Origin of the sequence: Rahnella sp. PD12R (assembly GCF_019200965.1) — a bacterium.
Taxonomy (GTDB): Bacteria; Pseudomonadota; Gammaproteobacteria; order Enterobacterales; family Enterobacteriaceae; genus Rahnella; species Rahnella laticis.
Genome location: NZ_JAHTMS010000006.1, coordinates 282,904 through 299,076, shown reverse-complemented (window position 1 = coordinate 299,076; position 16,173 = coordinate 282,904). Strand labels below are relative to the sequence as shown.

The following is a 16,173-nucleotide window of genomic DNA, read 5'->3' as shown; positions in this document are numbered from 1 at the left end:
TAAGACTCTACGAACTCAGTGAACTTGAAACCCGCGCTTGCGGATTAGACAAATGGAAAAAGTATGAAGAACTGGAGAACACTTCTCCTCGGCGTGACGCTTTGTGCCAGCACTGCGTTTGCAGCCCCTCAGGAAGTTGATAAAGTTGCCGCCGTCGTCAACAACGGCGTCGTATTGCAAAGTGACGTAGACAGCCTGTATCAGTCAGTAACGCAGCAGGCCAAGCAAGCGAACCAACAGCTGCCCGATGAAGCAACGTTGCGCCACCAGATCCTGGATCGGCTGATCATGGATCAGATCCAGTTGCAGATGGCGACCCGCATGGGTATCACGCTGACCGATCAGGATGTGGATAAAGCGATTGCCGGTATTGCACAGCAGAACAATATTTCCGTTGACCAGCTGCGTAGCCGTCTGGCTTATGACGGTCTGAACTACAGCACTTATCGCGCCCAGATCCGCAAAGAAATGCTGATCAGCGAAGTCCGTAACAGCGAAGTTCGCCGTCGCGTGACGATCCTGCCTCAGGAAGTGGATCAGCTGTCCAAACAGGTTGCGGCTCAGAACGGCAGCAGCGCTGAATTTAACCTCAGCCATATCCTGTTGCCATTGCCGGAAAACCCAACACAGGATCAGGTTGATACAGCTGAACAGCTGGCGAAGAAAATCGTTGCCGATCTGAACAACGGCGCGGACTTCGGAAAACTGGCTATCACCTACTCTGCCGATTCCCAGGCGCTGAAAGGCGGCAACATGGGTTGGGGCAAATTGCAGGAATTACCTTCCCTGTTCGCTCAGGCGCTGAGCACTGCGCAGAAAGGTCAAGTCATCGGTCCGATCCGTTCAGGCGTGGGCTTCCACATCCTGAAAGTGAACGATATCCGTGGTGATAACAAAAGCGTTTCCGTCACTGAAGTCCATGCACGCCATATCCTGATCAAGCCATCCGTTGTGATGACCGATGCTCAGGCGCGCGCGAAACTGGAACAGGCTGCGGCGGATATTAAGAGCGGCAAAGCAACGTTTGCTGATGAAGCGAAACAGCTTTCTCAGGATCCGGGTTCTGCAAATCAGGGCGGCGACTTAGGTTGGGCGTCTCCGGATATGTACGATCCTGCGTTCCGCGATGCGCTGATGAACCTGAAAAAAGGTGAAGTCAGTGCGCCAGTTCATTCTTCGTTCGGCTGGCACCTGATCCAGTTACTGGATACCCGTCAGGTTGATAAAACAGATGCGGCACAAAAAGAACGTGCTTACCGCATGCTGTTCAACCGTAAATTTGCGGAAGAAGCCCAGACCTGGATGCAGGAACAACGTGCTGAAGCGTACGTGAAAATTATGGACGGTAATGGACAATAAAACACTGACAACGAAATCTGTCGTCATCACCCCCGGCGAACCTGCCGGGGTTGGGCCGGATCTGGTACTGGCGCTGGCTCAGCAGGCATGGCCTGTTGAGCTGGTGGTGTGTGCCGATCCGGCCCTGCTGCTTGAGCGCGCTGAAAAACTGGGTCTGAAGATCCAGTTGCGCGAATACCAGAAAGACAGCCCGGCAGAACCTCAGGCCGCGGGGACATTAACGGTTTTACCGGTCAGCACAGCTGTGCCTGTCACGCCCGGTAAACTGGATGTCGCCAACAGCCAGTACGTGGTAGAAACGCTGGCCCGCGCCTGCGATGGCGCAATCAGCGGTGAGTTTGCCGCGCTGATTACCGGCCCTGTGCAAAAGAGCATCATTAACGATGCCGGTATCCCGTTTATCGGTCATACCGAATTCTTTGCTGACCGCAGTCACTGCAACCGTGTTGTGATGATGCTGGCAACGGAAGAACTGCGCGTCGCGCTGGCGACCACGCATTTACCGCTGTTAGCCGTACCGGGTGCGATCACGCGCGAATGTCTGCACGAAGTCATCACCATTTTGAATCATGATCTGAGAACCAAATTCGGCATCGCCAAGCCGCAAATCTACGTGTGTGGTCTGAATCCGCACGCCGGAGAAGGCGGTCATATGGGTCATGAGGAAATAGACATCATCATCCCTGCGCTGGAAGAACTGCGCCAGCAGGGAATGCATCTTATCGGTCCGCTGCCCGCTGATACGTTATTCCAGCCTAAATATCTGCAACACGCCGATGCTGTTTTATCGATGTATCACGATCAGGGCCTTCCGGTGCTAAAATATCAGGGATTCGGTCGCGCCGTGAATATCACGCTGGGCCTTCCCTTTATCCGGACTTCCGTTGATCACGGCACCGCCCTTGAACTCGCTGCAACCGGCACCGCCGATGCAGGCAGTTTCAAGACAGCAATAAATCTCGCCATTCGTATGGCAAATAACAGCAACGATAAATAACAACAATGAATAGTAGAGTCCACCAAGGTCACTTTGCCCGTAAACGTTTTGGGCAAAACTTCTTAACCGATCAGTTTGTTATCGATAGCATCGTGTCGGCCATTCATCCTATGCCGGGCGAATCTGTCGTCGAAATCGGTCCTGGCCTGGCTGCATTAACTGAGCCCGTCGCTTCACGTCTGGACAGCATGACGGTCATCGAACTCGACCGCGATCTGGCTACACGTCTGGAAAACAATCCGAAGTTTCAGGGCAAGCTGCGCGTCATTCAGTCTGATGCCATGAAAATCAATTTTGGCGAGCTCTCCGAAGAGCTTGGCCAGCCGCTGCGCGTATTCGGCAACCTGCCGTATAACATTTCCACGCCGCTGATGTTCCACCTGTTCACCTACACCAACGCCATCAAAGACATGCATTTCATGTTGCAGAAGGAAGTGGTAAACCGCCTGGTTGCAGGCCCGAACAGCAAAGCGTATGGTCGTTTAACGGTGATGGCGCAGTATTACTGCAACGTTATCCCTGTACTGGAAGTGCCGCCGGAATCCTTTACACCGGCGCCAAAAGTGGAATCCGCCGTGGTGCGTTTAGTGCCGCATGACGTGATCCCTTATCCGGTTTCTGATATCCGCATTCTGAGCCGCCTGACTACCGACGCGTTCAATCAGCGTCGTAAGACTGTGCGTAACAGCCTCGGCCATCTGTTCACTCCTGAGCAAATGACGGAGCTGGGCTTAGATCTCAGCATGCGTGCTGAAAATATTTCGGTTGAGCAATACTGTAAACTGGCTAACTGGTTGTCCACGCGGCCTAAAACCCCGGAACCTCAGGAGTAGCGTTATGCTTAATTCGCCCCGTGTTTGTGTTCAGGTGCAAAGTATCTACGTAGAGTCACAGTCGATACCGGAAGAAGAACGTTTTGTTTTCGCCTACACCATCACGATCCGCAATCTGGGGCGTTTTAATGTGCAACTGCTTCGCCGTTACTGGCTGATCACCAACAGTAACGGCCGCCAGACCGAAGTTCAGGGCGAAGGGGTTATCGGTGAACAACCGCTGATCCTGCCCGGCAATGAATTCCACTACACCAGCGGCGCTGTTTTAGAAACGCCACTGGGCACGATGGAAGGCCATTACGAAATGGTCGCGCACGACGGTGAAAGCTTCCGCGTGCCGATCCCGGTCTTCCGCCTCGCCATCCCTACGCTGATAAACTAATCCACATGTCGACATATCTTATTGGTGATGTTCACGGCTGCATCGATGAACTCAAGGCGCTATTGGCGCAGGTGGATTTTGATCCGCAAACTGATGTTCTCTGGCTGACGGGCGATCTCGTCGCGCGCGGGCCGTCTTCTGTTGAAGTCCTGCGTTTTGTCAGTGGTTTGGGCGACTGCGTGCGAATGGTGCTCGGTAATCACGATTTGCATCTGCTGGCGGTTTACGCGGGCATCAGCTTTAACAAGCCGAAAGATCGCATTACGCCGTTACTTGAAGCAGAAGATGCCGATGAGCTGATCAACTGGCTGCGTCGTCAGCCGGTATTGCAGGTAGATGAAGATCTGAAACTGGTGATGGCTCATGCCGGGATCACACCGCAATGGGATCTCAACACTGCAAAAATGTGCGCCCGCGAAGTCGAAGCCGTGCTGAGCAGCGACACTTACCCGCTGTTTCTCGATGCCATGTACGGCGATATGCCGAACAACTGGCATCCGGAGCTGAGCGGTCTGGCGCGTTTGCGATTCAGTACCAATGCGTTCACCCGCATGCGCTACTGTTTCCCGAACGGGCAGTTGGATATGATTTGCAAAGATGTACCCGAGAACGCGCCGAAACCCCTCAAACCCTGGTTTGATATTCCGGGCCCGGTGCAGGAAGCGGGTTACAGCATTGCGTTTGGCCACTGGGCATCGCTGGAAGGAAAAGGCGCGCCGGAAGGCATTTACGCGCTGGACACCGGTTGTTGCTGGGGCGGGGATTTAACGATGCTGCGCTGGGAAGATAAAACCTATTTCACCCAGCCGTCGAACCGTCATAAAGAAAAAGAGCAATCTGAGCTGCCGAAAGCGCTGTAGTTTTTGGGCGGGATAAAAGTCAAAAGGCACCCCTGAAAGGTGCCTTTTTGCTTTACGCGTCAGCCTGAAAAATCAGGCGCGACGGTCAAGGATTTCGAAGCAGTAGCCATGAGAGTTTTGCTCATCAGCGTCATGGAATTCGCTGAAAGTGCTTTCCCAGTCATCCGGCTCGTAGTCAGGGAAATGCGTATCCCCTTCCACTTCCGCATCAATATGGGTCAGGTATAAACGGTTCGCCTTCGGCAATAATTGCTCGTATACGCGGCCACCGCCCATCACCATCACTTCTTCCACATCACCGGCTGCGGCCAGTGCGGCCTCCACAGACGTCACCCAGGTCACGCCGTCGTGCTCACCAGGCTTTGAGCTGATGACGATGTTCAGCCGGCCAGGTAACGGTCGCCCAATCGACTCGAACGTCTTGCGCCCCATGATGACAGGTTTGTTGAGCGTATTACGCTTAAACCAGGCCAGATCACCGGGTAAATGCCAAGGCATTGCGTTTTCCATGCCAATAACGCGATCGGTCGCCAGTGCGGCGATCAGGCTGATAATCATTATGAAGCCCTGTGTTGATTAAAGAGACTCAAAAAAAGAGCCCACACTATACGGAAAGCCCAATCAACCGTCGATAGGGAGACTCACGCTTTACAAAGATATAAGAGCGCTCTTACCCTGACGGGATTTTACCCGCCCGATGTGCCAGTTTCTGGCCTGAAAGGGGGTTAAAAACCGGAAGAATTTTCATTTACCCAGCCGAAAATGCTGGAAACGCGATCTGTAGTTTGCCTCTCCGATCGCGCTTGTACAACTGCGCTTACACACCGGGGCGATTACGGTACAGTCACCGCCCTTTCCACCATTAACCGAAATGTCAGTCCGGCAAAAAAAGCCATAAGAGTGATTTATATTGCCGGGGATTGGCGTATCATGCGGCCTTCATTTTGTTCTGAACATTAACGACGGTTATTTCCATGCTTGAAACCACCCTTTTTGTTGCCAGTATTGCGTTCCTCGGCATGCTTTCTCCCGGCCCCGATTTCTTTCTGGTCATCAAAAATGCGGCCCGATACCCGCGCGTTGCGGCACTCATGACGTCACTGGGGGTTATTTGCGGTGTCATCACGCACATGTCTTACTGCGTGGCCGGTCTGGCGGTGGTGATCACGACCACGCCGTGGCTGTTTGATTTGCTGAAATATGTCGGCGCCGCCTATCTGATCTGGGTCGGCATTCAGGCATTGTTCTCGCGCAGCAACAGCAAAATGAATCTCGACGGGCTGGAACCGCAGCAGGTCAAACTGCGTACCGCGTTTGTGCAGGGTTACTTGTGTAACCTTCTGAACCCGAAAGCGACGCTGTTTTTCCTGGCGATGTTTACGCAGGTCTTGCAGATCAACTCGACCCTGGGCGAAAAGCTATGGTACGCGTCGATTATTGTCAGCTTATCCGTGGTCTGGTGGCCTTCGCTGGCGCTGTTAATCCAGAGCGCGCCGGTTCGCCGGGGTCTGGCGAAAGCGCAGAAGATTATCGATAAACTGCTGGGCGGCGTGCTGATTGGTTTGGGCATTAAAGTGGCACTGAGCTGATCAAAAAAGCCGGCAAATCTGTGCCGGCTTTTTGTTCTCTCTCTGATTCCTCAGAGTTTATCCTTTCGCTTCAATCACATCCTTTTCCGGCGCTTTACCATCAATACTCCCGCGCCAGCCAGACTGAACCGATGACAGACGCTCCTGATCCTGCTCGATGGCCGCGGTTAGCATGTCCTTCGCACGTTGCATACTGGCGATACGGAATTCAGTATCCTCGTAATTCTCGATAGTAGCTTCGAGCATTTTCAGGTTATAGCGACGGAACAAATCGGCTTTTTCCCGCGCTTCATACGCATCCAGCCCGAGTTCTTCCAGCACGTCACGCCCCACGCGCAGTGAACCTTCAAACAATTCCCGCTCCGGCGCTTCCACGCCCAACTGACGCAGCTGATACCAGTGGTCAACGTCGCGGGCACGCGCAATCACCTTCAGGTTCGGGAAATGCTCTTTCGCCAGCGCCGTCAGTTGCAGGTTAGCTTCAACGTCATCGATGGCGTTAATCAGCACTTTGGCCTGAGCGGCGCCTGCCGATTCGAGTAAATCCACGCGGGTCGCGTCACCGTAAAACACTTTGGTGCCGAATTTACGCAACGTTTCGATATGATCCGGATCGTGGTCCAGAACGACGGTATGAACATTATTGGCCAGCAACAAACGACCGGCAATCTGCCCGAAACGACCAAACCCCGCGATTATCACCTGCGCATTTTCTTCGTCAATGGTGTCCTGCGGACGGTCATCTTTCGGCGCATTGCGCTCCATGCGGTTCGCAATCACCAGCAGCAGCGGCGTTACGGCCATTGAGAGCGCAACGGCGAGCGTCAGCGCTTTCGACCATTCGTCAGGCATCACGCCAGCCATTTTCGCAGCACTGAAAATTACGAAGGCGAATTCACTACCCTGCCCGATTAAGATCGCAAAAAGACCACGCTGTTTTTTCGGTACGCCCAGCCACGGCGCAATCAGCCACAACAGCGCCGCCTTGAGCGCCATAAAGCCCACCAGCAAGGTGGCAATCAGCAACGGCTGATGCACCAGCGTGCCGAAGTCGATAGACATCCCGACACCGATAAAGAACAGGCCAAGGAGCAAACCTTTGAACGGCTGAATATCGCTTTCCAACGCGTGACGGTATTCCGAACTCGCCAGCAATACGCCCGCCAGAAACGCGCCCATCGCCATCGACATGCCGGCCATTTCAAGCAGAATGCCGAAACCGAACACCAGGAAAAGTGCCACGGCGCTGAACACTTCGCGCATGCCGGAACGGGCAACAAAATGCAGCAAAGGCCGCGTAACGTAACGTCCGAGCAACACCACCAGCACCAGCGCACCGGCCACTTTTGCCGCCGACAGACCAAAACTCAGGAGCGTTGTGGCTTCGCCGGTGCTGGCTAGAAGCGGGATCATCGCCACCAGCGGGATCGCCGCAATATCCTGGAATAACAGCACGGCAAACGCGCTGCGGCCAATCGGTGACGGCGTCAGGCTGCGTTCGCTCATCGCCTGCATGGCAATCGCGGTGGAAGACAGCGCCAGCGTCATGCCAATCAGCAAGGCAATTTTCCAGTCCAGACCGAGGAAATAACAAAACGCACTGAGCACGATGCCGCAACCGGCCATCTGTATGCTGCCGCCGCCAAAAACGGAGGCGCGCATTGTCCACAGCCGTTTCGGATCCAGCTCAAGACCAATCACGAACAGCATCAGAACCACGCCGATTTCCGCAAACGTCAGAATCGACTCGGCGTCAGAAACCAGTTTCAATCCCCACGGCCCGATAATGCAGCCCGCGATCAGATAACCCAGTACAGAGCCGAGCCCGAGCCGGACTGCTATCGGCACAAACAGCGCCGCGGAGCCAAGATAAATCAGCCCCTCAATCATCAGGTTATGGTTATCCATGATTCACCTCCGGCGGGCAGCCTTCTTTCAGACTCAGGCAGGCCGTCAGGCGTTGACGGTATTCTTCACCGGCTGCTTTCAGCGCCACTTCGTCGCAAATGAACGTGTTATGTACCGCAAAGTACGGCAGCCAGCGCATGCCGCAGTAAACCGCCGTCGCCTGTAACGGCTGCGCAAGAACATCGAAATTCGGATGATCGCCCAGTTCGAAGTGATGTTCATTGCCGCCGGTCGTCACCGCCCACAGGCAATGTTTTCCGTTAAGCGCGTTGCCTTCGTGACCATATGCCCAGCCATGTTCCAGCACTTTATCTATCCATAATTTCATCAGCGGCGGCAGGCCGTACCACTGGATCGGATGCTGGAAAACCACCAGATCGGCGCGCTCGACGGCTTTCTGTTCTGCGTCAATGTCGATATTGAAATCGGGGTACAGGTCGTAAAGTGAACGGACTTCGACGTTGGGTAAATCTGATACTGCCGAGAGCAGTCCCTGGTTGGCCCGCGAATGGCGCGGATAAGGATGGGCGTAAATTATTAATATCATGCAGGTCTCTTGTCTTATTTCATTTACTTCAGCATACGCAATTTTCGGCTTTCTGGAAAAAAGCCCTGCGTATAAAAGACGAAAGGCGCAGCTTTCGCCACGCCTTTTGCCAATCAATTATGCCATTAGCCTTTGATTTTCGCGTGCATTTCCTGCACCGACGTCACCTGCTCTGTCGGGTCAGAAGACAGCGCCATCGCCGTGGCGAAACCGCCGTTCAGCGTGGTGTCGTAATGCACTTTATATTGCAGCGCACTGCGGCGGATCAGCTTGGAGTCTTCAATCGCCTGACGGCCAGCCGTGGTGTTGACGATGTACACATACTCACCGTTTTTAATACGGTCCTGAATGTGCGGACGACCTTCATGCACCTTGTTGACCAGGCGCGGGTTAATCCCGGCTTCGCCCAGCACAACGGCAGTCCCGTGCGTCGCATCCAGCTCGAAGCCGCGTTTCAGCAGTTTCGCGGCCAAATCCACGACGCGGCCTTTGTCGCCTTCACGCACTGACAACAGCGCGCGGCCGGCTTTCTTCATGCCTGAGTTGCTGCCCAGCTGCGCTTTCGCGAATGCTTCTGCGAAGGTGCGGCCAACACCCATGACTTCACCGGTAGAACGCATTTCCGGCCCGAGAATCGGGTCAACGCCGGGGAATTTGTTGAACGGCAACACCACTTCTTTGACGGAGTAGTAAGGCGGAATGACTTCTTCCGTCACGCCTTGCTGTGCCAGCGTCTGGCCTGCCATGACGCGGGCGGCCACTTTCGCCAGCGCCACACCGGTCGCTTTAGACACGAACGGGACGGTACGTGCGGCGCGCGGGTTGACTTCAATCAGGTAGACTTCGTTGTTTTTCACCGCGAACTGAACGTTCATCAGGCCGCGAACGCTCAGCTCGAAGGCCAGTTTCTCGACCTGCTGACGCATCACATCCTGAATTTCCTGGCTCAGCGTGTAACAAGGCAGAGAACATGCGGAGTCACCGGAGTGAACGCCAGCCTGCTCAATGTGTTCCATGATGCCGCCAATCAGCACGCGCTCGCCGTCGCAAATTGCATCAACGTCCACTTCAACAGCGTCATCCAGGAAACGGTCAAGCAATACAGGCGCATCGTTGGACACGCTGACCGCATTCTGGAAGTAACGACGCAGGTCGATTTCGTCGTAAACGATTTCCATTGCGCGGCCGCCCAGAACATACGACGGACGAACCACCAGCGGATAACCGATGCCTGCAGCTTTTTCGACAGCCTGTTCGATGGTCGCTACCGTGGCGTTAGCCGGTTGTTTCAGGCCCAGACGATTAACCGCCTGCTGGAAACGTTCGCGGTCTTCGGCACGGTCAATGGCGTCCGGGCTGGTGCCGATAATCGGTACGCCAGCGGCTTCCAGCTCACGCGCCAGTTTCAGCGGAGTCTGGCCGCCGTACTGCACGATGACGCCTTTCGGCTGCTCGATGCGCACGATTTCCAGCACGTCTTCCAGCGTGACCGATTCGAAGTACAGACGGTCAGAAGTGTCGTAGTCGGTAGAAACCGTTTCAGGGTTACAGTTGACCATGATGGTTTCGTAACCGTCTTCACGCAGCGCCAGTGAGGCGTGTACGCAGCAATAGTCGAACTCAATGCCCTGACCGATACGGTTCGGACCGCCGCCCAGCACCATGATTTTTGGCTTGTCGTTAGTCGGGTTGGATTCGCACTCTTCTTCGTACGTGGAGTACATGTACGCCGTGTCAGTCGAGAATTCCGCCGCGCAGGTATCCACACGTTTGTAAACCGGGTGCAGATTGTATTTGTGGCGCAGTTTGCGCACTTCACTTTCGGATACACCCACCAGTTTAGCCAGACGCAGGTCAGCAAAGCCTTTGCGTTTGAGCATACGCAGGTAGTCATGGGTCAGGATGTTGAAACCGCCTTCGGCGACTTCATTTTCCAGTTTCACCAGCTCTTCTATCTGCACCAGGAACCAGCGGTCGACATTGGTCAGGTTGAAGATACCGTCAACGGACATCCCGGCGCGGAAAGCGTCAGCGATGTACCAGATACGCTCCGCGCCCGCTTCTTTCAGCTCGCGGCGTATTTTCGTCAGCGCTTCCGGGTCGTCCAGGCTCACTTTCGGGTCGAAGCCGCTTGCGCCCACTTCCAGACCGCGAAGGGCTTTTTGCAGCGATTCCTGCTGCGTGCGGCCAATCGCCATCACTTCGCCAACAGATTTCATCTGCGTGGTCAGACGGTCGTTTGCACCGGCAAATTTCTCGAAGTTAAAACGTGGGATTTTCGTCACAACGTAGTCGATGGACGGTTCGAACGACGCAGGCGTTTTGCCGCCGGTGATGTCGTTCATCAGTTCATCGAGGGTGTAACCCACCGCCAGTTTCGCGGCGACTTTTGCAATCGGGAAGCCGGTCGCTTTAGACGCCAGTGCTGATGAACGGGAAACGCGCGGGTTCATTTCGATGACAATCAGACGACCATTTTTCGGGTTCACCGAGAACTGGACGTTTGAACCACCGGTTTCTACGCCGATTTCACGCAGTACCGCCATCGAGGCGTTACGCATGATTTGGTATTCTTTGTCGGTTAGGGTCTGCGCAGGCGCAACGGTTATGGAGTCACCGGTGTGGATGCCCATCGCATCGAAGTTTTCGATTGAGCAGACGATGATGCAGTTGTCGTTTTTATCACGTACCACTTCCATCTCGTACTCTTTCCAGCCAATCAGCGACTCATCAATCAGCAGCTCTTTGGTTGGGGAAAGATCCAGACCGCGTTCGCAAATCTCTTCAAACTCTTCACGGTTGTACGCGATACCGCCACCGGTGCCGCCCATGGTGAATGAAGGACGAATGATGCACGGGAAACCGACGTCAGCCGCGATCACCAGCGCTTCTTCCATGGTATGCGCAATGCCTGAACGTGCGGTATCAAGGCCGATTTTCTTCATCGCGATATCGAAACGGCGACGGTCTTCGGCTTTATCAATGGCGTCTGCGGTCGCGCCAATCATGGTCACGCCGAATTCTGCCAGCACGCCCTGACGTTCCAGTTCCAGTGCACAGTTCAGTGCAGTCTGACCACCCATGGTAGGCAGCACAGCGTCCGGACGTTCTTTCTCAATAATCTTGCGCACAACTTCCCAGTGAATCGGCTCGATGTAAGTCGCATCGGCCATTTCCGGGTCAGTCATAATCGTTGCCGGGTTGGAGTTCACCAGAATGACGCGGTAACCCTCTTCACGCAGCGCTTTACACGCCTGTGCGCCGGAGTAGTCAAACTCACACGCCTGGCCGATGACAATCGGGCCTGCGCCCAGAATCAGGATGCTTTTTATGTCTGTACGTTTTGGCATTTTTTATTCGCTCCTGATTTATTTGCTTATAAGAGTGGCGTTGTTGTTATGAGAAGCGCGGTAAGCGTTAATCAGTTCGATGAAATGGTCGAACAATGGCGCCGCATCGTGCGGCCCCGGGCTGGCTTCAGGGTGTCCCTGGAAGCTGAACGCCGCTTTATCGGTGCGGTGAATGCCCTGAACGGTGTGGTCAAACAGCGATTTGTGCGTCACGCGCAGGTTCGCTGGCAGATTATTTTCATCTACCGCAAAGCCGTGGTTCTGCGCCGTAATCATCACGACGTTGTTATCGATATCTTTAACCGGGTGGTTACCGCCGTGGTGGCCGAGTTTCATCTTCAGCGTTTTCGCGCCGCTGGCCAGCGCCAGCAACTGATGGCCGAGGCAGATGCCGAACACCGGAATATCGGTTTCGAGGAAAGTTTTAATCGCGGCGATGGCGTAATCGCAAGGTTCCGGGTCACCCGGGCCGTTGGACAGGAAGATGCCGTCCGGATTGAGTTTCAGCACGTCGGCCGCCGGAGTTTGCGCCGGAACCACCGTCAGGCGGCAACCGCGATCCACCAGCATGCGCAGGATGTTGCGTTTCGCGCCGTAGTCATAGGCCACAACGTGGAACGGTAATTCTTCATTTTTCTTAGCTTCAGGCAACTCACCTTCGAGCGTCCAGCTGCCTTGCTGCCAGCTGTAGGATTCCGCTGTGGTGACTTCTTTTGCCAGATCCATCCCTTTCAGTCCCGGGAATGCTTTGGCTTTTTGCAGCGCCAGCTGAGCATCCGGTGAATCGCCCGCGATGATGCAGCCATTTTGCGCACCTTTTTCGCGAAGCAGGCGAGTCAGTTTACGGGTATCAATATCGGCGATGGCCACGATGTTATGGCGCTTAAGGTAATCAGAGAGGTTTTCTTCACTGCGGTAGTTGCTGGCAATCAGAGGTAAATCGCGAATGACCAGACCTTGAGCGTGTACTGCGGAGGATTCTTCATCAGCGGCATTGGTGCCGACATTACCGATATGGGGATAAGTGAGAGTGACAATTTGGCGGGAATAGGAAGGATCAGTGAGGATTTCTTGATAACCGGTCATCGACGTATTGAAGACCACTTCCCCCACTGCCGACCCTTCTGCCCCGATGGCCCGACCGTGGAATTGGGTTCCGTCTTCCAGAACCAATAGCGCTGACTTTATCAAAGCATCCTCCAAGAATAATAAATCACAATATTTGCATATTAATTCAGATAACGAGATCTAAATCAATGCAAAAATCGCTCCCAAAGCCAATTTTTGGCAAACGGCGGCATTTTAGAGAGGGCGATGGGGTTTGTCTACTAAAAGCACCAATATTTCTTTGTTTTTCGCACAACTCAGCGAAAAGCCCATGCTACCGCCATAAAAACCCAGCTCAAGTCAGTATAGTAACCGTTTGCGGAAGGGGATGTCTGAAAAAGGGGGATGTAAACGAGATTATTACAAAACGGAGGAGTCGTGCTGTTTAAAATGCATACAGAAGGAGGTGCATTAAGCAGGAAAATTTATAGAAATGGCAATCAGGAAGAAAATCACAGTCAAAATAGATATTTGTAATAAAAAAGAGAAGGGCAATCAAGGAACTGCCCTTTTATCAAAACATTATGACCAAAACAACCACATCACATCTAAATCAAATTCTATAAATCATCCAATCCAAGCACATCCCGCATGTCGTAAAGGCCATTTTTATGCGAGGAAAGCCACTTTCCTGCACGAACTGCGCCATTTGCGAATGTCATGCGGCTGGAAGCCTTGTGCGTAATCTCTACGCGCTCACCGATATCTGCAAACATCGCAGTGTGTTCACCGACAATATCCCCGGCGCGGATGGTCGCAAAACCAATGCTTTTCGGATCACGTTCCCCGGTATGTCCTTCGCGGGCATACACTGCGCAGTCTTTCAGATCACGGCCCAGCGCATCAGCAATCGCCTCGCCCATCGCCAGCGCGGTGCCGGAAGGTGCATCCACTTTGTGGCGGTGATGCGCTTCCACAATTTCGATATCCGTATAATCGCCCATAACCTTCGCGGCTTTTTCCAGTAACTTGAGCACGACGTTGACGCCCACGCTAAAGTTAGCGGCAAAAACCACAGGGATGCTCTCTGAAGCCTGTTTAATTGCGGCCTTACCGGCGTCATCGAAGCCCGTAGTGCCAATAATCATACCTTTATGGTGTTTCTGGCAAAAAGCCAGGTGCGCCAGCGTGCCTTCCGGGCGGGTGAAGTCGATCAGAATATCGAAGTCATTCGTCACCGCATCGAGGTCATCATTCACCCGGATACCGGATGTACCGGTTCCCGCCAGTTCGCCCGCATCGGCTCCGACCAGGGAAGAACCCGGACGTTCCAGCGCCGCGCCCAATACCACGCCATCAGTATCAGAGACGGCCTGAATCAGCTGCCGGCCCATACGACCGCCTGCACCAACGATAGCCATGCGAATATCAGCGTTACTCATAATTACTACTCTCTTCTTATAGTCGTTCTGCCGTGAAACAGAATCAGGTTATCGACCCTGCGATCCAGGAGCCAGAGAAATTGCCTCATAATTAGAAAATTATGATATAGGTCCGTTAACATCAGTAAAAGCCATCTGTTTTCAGGTTACGCAATCTAAGATTTTGTGTTAAACGGTTCGTAAAAGCGGAACTGATTGAGAAAATACACCTTAAAATCCTTCATCCGGGCACTTCGCATAATCATTCACTTTAGTGCATAAACGTCTGACATCAGTTCTGTACCTAATGCCGCACCCTATCCGGCTTTCCTGAGAGCTCAATGAACTCCCCTCTTTATTGCAGCATTCCTGCGCCGCGGGAATAGTTCAAGTTAGTAATAATCACCACTGTATCTCCCCGCCACGTAAGACAAATAAAAGAACAAACACACTATTTCTTAGATCTGAAACATTAAATTTTTATTATATGTGATGAAATAATATTGATAAAATCAATGATTGTGATAATAAATAGCCACCTAATTTTAACCTCCTAAATTTGATTTTAGGATGGCTAAAATAAGTAGCCTGGATCCATGAGGCGCGTCTTCACCCTGACCAGACAGTTACCGGTAAGGGGAAATAATAAAAAACATCGCCAGTTCACATACCGGTTCTTCCGGGTAAGTATATTGGCGCAGGGACTTAACATGAAATTCAAACTAAACAAAGTCACGCAAGTGGCGACCGCTGGCCTGTTGCTCGGTCTGGCTTCCTTTGCTTCACACGCAGAAATCACCCTGATTAAACAAGACCCACAGCCTAACGATCCGCTGAGCCGTCTGCAATTCCAGGTTGGCGGGAGTATTCGTCCGCAGTTCCAGTTCCAGAACGGCGTTAAAAACTACAAAACCAACGGTTTTGACGGCGGTACTCGCTTCCGTTTCTCCACTGACTACTATCTGTTTGATGACATCAGCTGGATTAACTATTACGAGCTGGGTGTGAATATTCCTGCGCTGACTGGCTGGGATAATCACTACGCTGCCGGCGCACATAACACCACCCGCCGCATGCTGTACACCGGTCTGAAAAGCAAAACCTACGGTCAGCTTACTTTCGGCCAGCAAAACAGCGTTTATTATGATGTTGTGGGTGCGAAAACCGATATCTGGGACTACGACATGCTCGCTCAGGCACCAGGCAACGGTGTTAACGGCGACTACGACGGTTCTTACCGTTCACGTAAGATGCTGAAATACAAAAATACCTTCGGCGATGCTGATGTGTATGCTTCTTACCTGTTCTCAGATAACGATCTGCTGACCGGTAAAAACAGCCTGCGTTATAAACGTAATGGCGGCGGTTCTGTGGGTGTGGATTACCACATCACCAAAGAACTGACATGGGGTACTGCGTACAACTACACCGACGCAGAAATGAAAAACCCTAATAACAACACCTCCAAAGACTACAATCAGAGCATCGTTGGTACCGCTCTGAGCTGGAAACCAGGCAACTGGACAGCGTCCTTCGGTGGCGGTTATTACCATGACTTCCTGACCACTGGCCTGAAAACTGAAGATCACTTCTTCGCAGGTGATGCGTACGGTCTGGAATACTTCCTGGGTTACGCTTTCCCAATCAACCAGTTCGCTGTGAAAACCATTCAGCCATACTTCATGGGTGACCGTCTGACCTATGTGACTGGCCGTAACTATCAGCGCATTGATAACGGTCTGGGTGTGTCCTTCCAGCTCGATTACGGCTTCCGTGTTGATTACGAACATGTGTTCACGTCTTCTACCGATAACCTCGGCGACATGAACCTGATCCGTCTGAGATACGACTTCTAAGCCTTAACGATTGAACTTCAGGGG

General features: G+C 53.1%; 13 protein-coding genes. 7 read left to right on the top strand and 6 right to left on the bottom strand.

From position 1 onward, the window contains the following. Positions 1-63 precede the first annotated feature (63 nt). From surA to apaH, 5 genes are read left to right on the top strand one after another with little or no spacing between them, the layout of a single operon-like run. Positions 64-1,359 carry a peptidylprolyl isomerase SurA gene (gene surA, locus KWG64_RS14265; protein ID WP_195823854.1) on the top strand — a complete coding sequence of 432 codons (1,296 nt, stop codon included), beginning with the start codon at positions 64-66 and terminating at the stop codon, positions 1,357-1,359. Beyond that, positions 1,349-2,356, top strand: coding sequence for a 4-hydroxythreonine-4-phosphate dehydrogenase PdxA (pdxA, locus tag KWG64_RS14260; RefSeq protein ID WP_218522243.1), 1,008 nt, complete (start codon positions 1,349-1,351; stop codon positions 2,354-2,356). The genes surA and pdxA overlap by 11 nt, the downstream gene beginning before the upstream one ends. A 5-nt stretch (positions 2,357-2,361) precedes the next feature. Beyond that, entirely contained in the window at positions 2,362-3,189 is an 828-nt protein-coding gene (gene rsmA / locus KWG64_RS14255) for a 16S rRNA (adenine(1518)-N(6)/adenine(1519)-N(6))-dimethyltransferase RsmA (protein WP_152325162.1), read from the top strand. 4 nt (positions 3,190-3,193) lie between these two features. Beyond that, entirely contained in the window at positions 3,194-3,571 is a 378-nt protein-coding gene (gene apaG / locus KWG64_RS14250; protein WP_152325163.1) for a Co2+/Mg2+ efflux protein ApaG, read from the top strand. Positions 3,572-3,576: 5 nt separating this feature from the next. Then, positions 3,577-4,431: a bis(5'-nucleosyl)-tetraphosphatase (symmetrical) ApaH gene (gene apaH / locus KWG64_RS14245; RefSeq protein WP_218522242.1), complete on the top strand. Its 855-nt coding sequence runs from the start codon at positions 3,577-3,579 to the stop codon at positions 4,429-4,431. Between the two features lie 72 nt (positions 4,432-4,503). Here apaH and folA read toward each other — a convergent pair whose 3' ends face one another. Beyond that, positions 4,504-4,989, bottom strand: coding sequence for a type 3 dihydrofolate reductase (gene folA, locus KWG64_RS14240; RefSeq protein WP_195813700.1), 486 nt, complete (start codon positions 4,987-4,989; stop codon positions 4,504-4,506). A gap of 416 nt (positions 4,990-5,405) precedes the next feature. Between folA and KWG64_RS14235 the strand changes: the two genes are divergently transcribed. Then, positions 5,406-6,020, top strand: a complete 615-nt coding sequence (locus KWG64_RS14235; RefSeq protein ID WP_195823856.1) for a LysE family translocator — start codon at positions 5,406-5,408, stop codon at positions 6,018-6,020. 57 nt (positions 6,021-6,077) lie between these two features. Here the strand turns inward: KWG64_RS14235 and kefC are convergent, their stop codons facing one another. From kefC to dapB, 5 genes are all read right to left on the bottom strand, one after another. After that, entirely contained in the window at positions 6,078-7,928 is a 1,851-nt protein-coding gene (gene kefC / locus KWG64_RS14230) for a glutathione-regulated potassium-efflux system protein KefC (RefSeq protein ID WP_195813699.1), read from the bottom strand. Then, a complete protein-coding gene (gene kefF, locus KWG64_RS14225) occupies positions 7,921-8,475 on the bottom strand; it encodes a glutathione-regulated potassium-efflux system oxidoreductase KefF (protein ID WP_218522241.1) in 555 nt (184 codons plus the stop codon). Before kefF ends, kefC begins: the two co-directional genes overlap by 8 nt. A gap of 125 nt (positions 8,476-8,600) precedes the next feature. Beyond that, positions 8,601-11,825 carry a carbamoyl-phosphate synthase large subunit gene (gene carB / locus KWG64_RS14220; protein ID WP_195813698.1) on the bottom strand — a complete coding sequence of 1,075 codons (3,225 nt, stop codon included), beginning with the start codon at positions 11,823-11,825 and terminating at the stop codon, positions 8,601-8,603. An 18-nt stretch (positions 11,826-11,843) separates the two neighbouring features. Next, positions 11,844-13,016 (bottom strand): glutamine-hydrolyzing carbamoyl-phosphate synthase small subunit, encoded by a 1,173-nt coding sequence (carA, locus tag KWG64_RS14215; protein ID WP_101075126.1) that lies wholly within the window; start codon positions 13,014-13,016, stop codon positions 11,844-11,846. Positions 13,017-13,492: 476 nt separating this feature from the next. Further along, positions 13,493-14,314 carry a 4-hydroxy-tetrahydrodipicolinate reductase gene (gene dapB / locus KWG64_RS14210; protein ID WP_218522240.1) on the bottom strand — a complete coding sequence of 274 codons (822 nt, stop codon included), beginning with the start codon at positions 14,312-14,314 and terminating at the stop codon, positions 13,493-13,495. 689 nt (positions 14,315-15,003) lie between these two features. Between dapB and KWG64_RS14205 the strand changes: the two genes are divergently transcribed. Further along, a complete protein-coding gene (locus KWG64_RS14205) occupies positions 15,004-16,149 on the top strand; it encodes a porin (protein WP_218522239.1) in 1,146 nt (381 codons plus the stop codon). The last annotated feature ends 24 nt before the right edge of the window (positions 16,150-16,173 follow it).

Excerpts from the sequence above, each read along its gene's own strand:
- surA (WP_195823854.1), top strand. The coding sequence starts at position 64 with ATGAAGAACTGGAGAACACTTCTCCTCGGCGTGACGCTTTGTGCCAGC.
- pdxA (WP_218522243.1), top strand. The coding sequence starts at position 1,349 with ATGGACAATAAAACACTGACAACGAAATCTGTCGTCATCACCCCCGGC.
- rsmA (WP_152325162.1), top strand. The coding sequence starts at position 2,362 with ATGAATAGTAGAGTCCACCAAGGTCACTTTGCCCGTAAACGTTTTGGG.
- apaG (WP_152325163.1), top strand. The coding sequence starts at position 3,194 with ATGCTTAATTCGCCCCGTGTTTGTGTTCAGGTGCAAAGTATCTACGTA.
- apaH (WP_218522242.1), top strand. The coding sequence starts at position 3,577 with ATGTCGACATATCTTATTGGTGATGTTCACGGCTGCATCGATGAACTC.
- folA (WP_195813700.1), bottom strand. The coding sequence starts at position 4,989 with ATGATTATCAGCCTGATCGCCGCACTGGCGACCGATCGCGTTATTGGC.
- KWG64_RS14235 (WP_195823856.1), top strand. The coding sequence starts at position 5,406 with ATGCTTGAAACCACCCTTTTTGTTGCCAGTATTGCGTTCCTCGGCATG.
- kefC (WP_195813699.1), bottom strand. The coding sequence starts at position 7,928 with ATGGATAACCATAACCTGATGATTGAGGGGCTGATTTATCTTGGCTCC.
- kefF (WP_218522241.1), bottom strand. The coding sequence starts at position 8,475 with ATGATATTAATAATTTACGCCCATCCTTATCCGCGCCATTCGCGGGCC.
- carB (WP_195813698.1), bottom strand. The coding sequence starts at position 11,825 with ATGCCAAAACGTACAGACATAAAAAGCATCCTGATTCTGGGCGCAGGC.
- dapB (WP_218522240.1), bottom strand. The coding sequence starts at position 14,314 with ATGAGTAACGCTGATATTCGCATGGCTATCGTTGGTGCAGGCGGTCGT.
- KWG64_RS14205 (WP_218522239.1), top strand. The coding sequence starts at position 15,004 with ATGAAATTCAAACTAAACAAAGTCACGCAAGTGGCGACCGCTGGCCTG.